2 protein-coding genes are annotated in these 3,777 nt (G+C 55.5%); one reads left to right on the plus strand and one right to left on the minus strand.

Annotated elements, in window-relative coordinates:
• Window positions 1–248 precede the first annotated feature (248 nt).
• Window positions 249–1,646, minus strand: a complete 1,398-nt coding sequence (locus VNZ60_RS00870; protein WP_325656260.1) for a branched-chain amino acid transporter BcaP — start codon at window positions 1,644–1,646, stop codon at window positions 249–251.
• A 585-nt stretch (window positions 1,647–2,231) separates the two neighbouring features.
• On the opposite strand from VNZ60_RS00870, the gene VNZ60_RS00875 reads away from it, so the two are divergent.
• Window positions 2,232–3,500 (plus strand): carbohydrate-binding protein, encoded by a 1,269-nt coding sequence (locus VNZ60_RS00875; protein ID WP_325656262.1) that lies wholly within the window; start codon window positions 2,232–2,234, stop codon window positions 3,498–3,500.
• Window positions 3,501–3,777: the final 277 nt, after the last annotated feature.

A 3,777-nucleotide genomic window follows, 5' to 3' on the forward strand; every position in this document is an offset into this window, starting at 1 on the left:
AGTAAGGCTTAAATATGTTACCCATGTCCCGGCACAGGTGTTACCCATGTGTCCGGTCTATACAGCGAAGCAAGAAAAAGTGACTAGCTGCCGGGCTACCCCCGGCGTGTACCAACGGAGCAGCAAACGTTTTAGTTACGCACAAACCGTTCATCGCATGCGCATGCATGTACTCCGTGGCCCGTCAATTGGGGTCAGAGTAATTTACGACGATGAAGCTGTCGTAAAAAAACTCTGACCCCAATTGACTACTTCTGTGGGTGCAGCAGCGAACGTCGGCGCGCGTAGCCGAAATACACCACAAAGCCAGCCGCCAGCCAGCAAAGGAAAGCAATCCACGTAACCACCTGCAAATGAAACATCAGGAACACGCAAAACCCAATCGCGGCAAGCGGCACAAACGGCACACCGGGACAACGGAAAGCCCGCGGCAAATCAGGCCGCGTCCTACGCAACACCAGCACCGCCACAGCAATCAATGAAAACGCCATCAGCGTCCCGATATTGATCAACTCAGCCAGAATATTCAGCGGAATCAACGCCGCAATAAACGCAAACACAATCCCCACCAGCCAGGTAGTAAAAAACGGCGTAGCAAACCGAGGATGAATACTGGACAATTTCTTCGGCAACAAACCATCCCGCGACATCGCAAACAAAATCCGAGTCTGGCCATAAGTCATCACCAGAATCACGGTAGTCATACCAATGATCGCCCCCAGGTCAACGAAACCAGCCACCCAATTCTCCCCCGCATACTGCAAAGCCAGCGAAACCGGATGATCGACGCCAGCAAATTTTGCGAACGGCACGATACCCGTCATGACCGCTGCCACCACCACATACAGTAAAGCGCAGATCCCCAACGAAGCAATGATCCCGATCGGCAGCGCGCGCGCCGGATTCTTCACTTCCTCCGCCGCCGAGGTCACCGCATCAAACCCGATAAAAGCAAAGAACACAATCGCCGCCGCGTTGAACACACCGTTGTAACCGAACGGCAGATAAGGCTGCCAGTTCACCGGCTGCACATGGCCAACGCCGACCACGATGAACAACAGCACCACCGCCACCTTGATAAACACCATGATGTTGTTGGCGCGCGCCGATTCGCGGATGCCGATCGACAGCAAGCCGGTAATCACCAGCAGGATGCAAAACGCCGGCAGATTGAACCAGGTGCTGACTCCCGGCACCGCGCCTGGCGCAGCAGTCAGTGCCGCCGGCAAGGCAATCCCGAAACCCGACAACAGCGACTGCATGTAACCCGACCAGCCAACCGACACCGCCGAAGTCGCCAAGCCGTATTCCAGCATCAGATCCCAGCCGATAATCCAGGCCACGATTTCGCCCATGGTGGCGTAGCTATAGGTATAGATCGAACCGGAGACCGGCACCGTGGATGAGAATTCCGCGTAACACAGCGCCGCGAAACCGCAGGCGAACGCCGCCAATATGAATGCCAGCGAAAGGCCGGGGCCGGCCAGCAATGCGCCGCTGCCGGTCAACACGAAAATGCCGGTGCCGACAATCGCGCCGACACCCAGCAAGGTCAGATCCATCGCCCCGAGCGTGCGCTGCAAGCCGCTATCGGTGCGGCTGGAATGAATCATCTTATCCAGATCTTTAGTACGAAATAAACTCATGCAACAACTTCCTTCGAAAACGATGAGGCCGCCACCAGTCAAGAAATCAAGTGAGGGCCAGCATTTCTCCACGGCAAACCGGGGAATTATGAAAAAGGCAGGGATTATACTTGCTGGCGCCGCGCGGCCCGGAAAACTGACAGGCCTTGCCTGCGCATCGCTGCCTTCGGTCAGGCCGCATATCAGCATATGGCAGCTCCTCCAGCCGACATTTCCATCTCCGGTCTAAAAAAAGCGACCAGTCCACTTATCAAAAAAACAGTCTGCTCATTTTCAATAAAAATCAATATAAACAATAAGCTATGACTACATTAGAGACACCAAAATGAGACCACAAATTTATTAATGCAATACCAGTTAGATACAGATTGACAGCCACTTTTTGCGCTCTTAAAGTGCCCTTAATTCGATATTTCCATATGGAAATATTGAAGATGATGAATGAGATGCTGTCTGCCTTCGACAATCTGGCGCAGCGGCATTTGCACAGCTTCGGTTTTGGTTCACATCGCATAACAAGTCTGGACATGCCTTCCGGCAGCTGCTCTTCCGACGCTGCCCGACCAACCCTCTCAGGAGAAAAACTTGAAACTGAAACTTATACAGGGCCTCATGATCGCCCTTGCCTGCAGCGCCATCACGACCGGCGCCGCTGAAGCCAGTCCCTTATTAGCAGCGAGCGCGCAAGCGACGACAACGGTGGCCTGTTATGCGGCCTGGGACGCCAGCGTGGCGTATACCGGCGGCGCTACCGTCAGCTACAACGGCGTCAACTACAAAGCCAACTGGTGGACCCAAGGAAATAATCCATCGACCAACAATGGCGGCTCGGGCAGCGGTCAGCCGTGGACCATCGTCGAAAACTGCGGCGTCGTGACGCCACCGCCTCCTCCACCGCCACCACCACCTCCAGGCGGCGGCACTACACCGGCCGGCTTCGTTTTCAGTCCGTACAAAGATGGCAATATCAATCTGAACTGGAATACCTACGCCATGAGCACCGCTGTCACCGGCAGCACGCAGACAGTATTGAGCGCCATGCCGGCCAAGCTCAGCACCCTGACCTGGGCCTTTGCGACTGGCGCCTGCGGTAGCGAAAACTGGGGCGGCGTATCGGCATCGGCCTTCGCGGCTGCCAATGTGCAAGCCTTCGTCAACGCCGGCAAGAAATATATTGTTTCCACCGGCGGCGCAGCTGGCTCCTTCACTTGCACCAACGATGCCGACTTCAAGAAATTCATCCAGACCTATTATTCGGCCAACCTGGTCGGCATAGATTTCGATATTGAAGCCGGTCAGAGCACCGCGGATATCAACAACCTGGTGCTGCGGGTGAAAAACGCGCAAGCGGCTTATCCGAACCTGCGTTTCAGCTTCACGCTAGCGACGCTGGGCGGCAATGTATCGCCGAGCCTCGGTTACTACGGTGTGCAAGTGATGCAGGCGATCCAGGCTTATGGTCTGACCAACTACACCATTAACCTGATGGCGATGGACTACGGCAGCCCGGCCGGCGGCAATTGCATGCTCAAGAGCGACGGCAGCTGCGACATGGGCGCATCGGCAGTGCAATCGGCGGTCAGCCTGCACAACCAATACGGCGTGCCGTACAAGCAGATCGAGGTGACGCCGATGATAGGCGGCAATGACTCGGCGAATGAAACCTTCTCCATCGCCGATGTCACGACGCTGGTGAATTTCGCTCAGCAGAACGGTCTGGCCGGGATCCACTACTGGTCCTTCGACCGCGACCGTGATTGCGCTCCGGGCTCGGCTTCGCCGACTTGCAACACTTACGGCGCGGCAGGTACTCTGGGATTCACCAACGCCTTCATCTCGCGCTTGGGACTGTAAGTCAAAGCATAGTCACATGATCAAAAGCCGGCTCCCGCGAGCCGGCTTTTTTTGCATCATCTACAATGCCCTCGCCCGGTTGCGCTTAACAAACGCAGCTAACTGGGGTCAGAGTCAAGTTTCGCGATGAGGCGCCGCGAAAGTTGACTCTCGTATATTGAGCATACCGCATCGGCATCGGATAATCGGGATGTAGAAGCGGTCGGGCAGAGTGATGCCGATTAGACTGAGTGCAGTTAAGCACGTGGGTCAGATAGGTGCCTCTGCCTGTTTCATT

It is taken from the genome of Collimonas sp. (assembly GCF_035566375.1).
Classification (GTDB): domain Bacteria; phylum Pseudomonadota; class Gammaproteobacteria; order Burkholderiales; family Burkholderiaceae_D; genus Collimonas.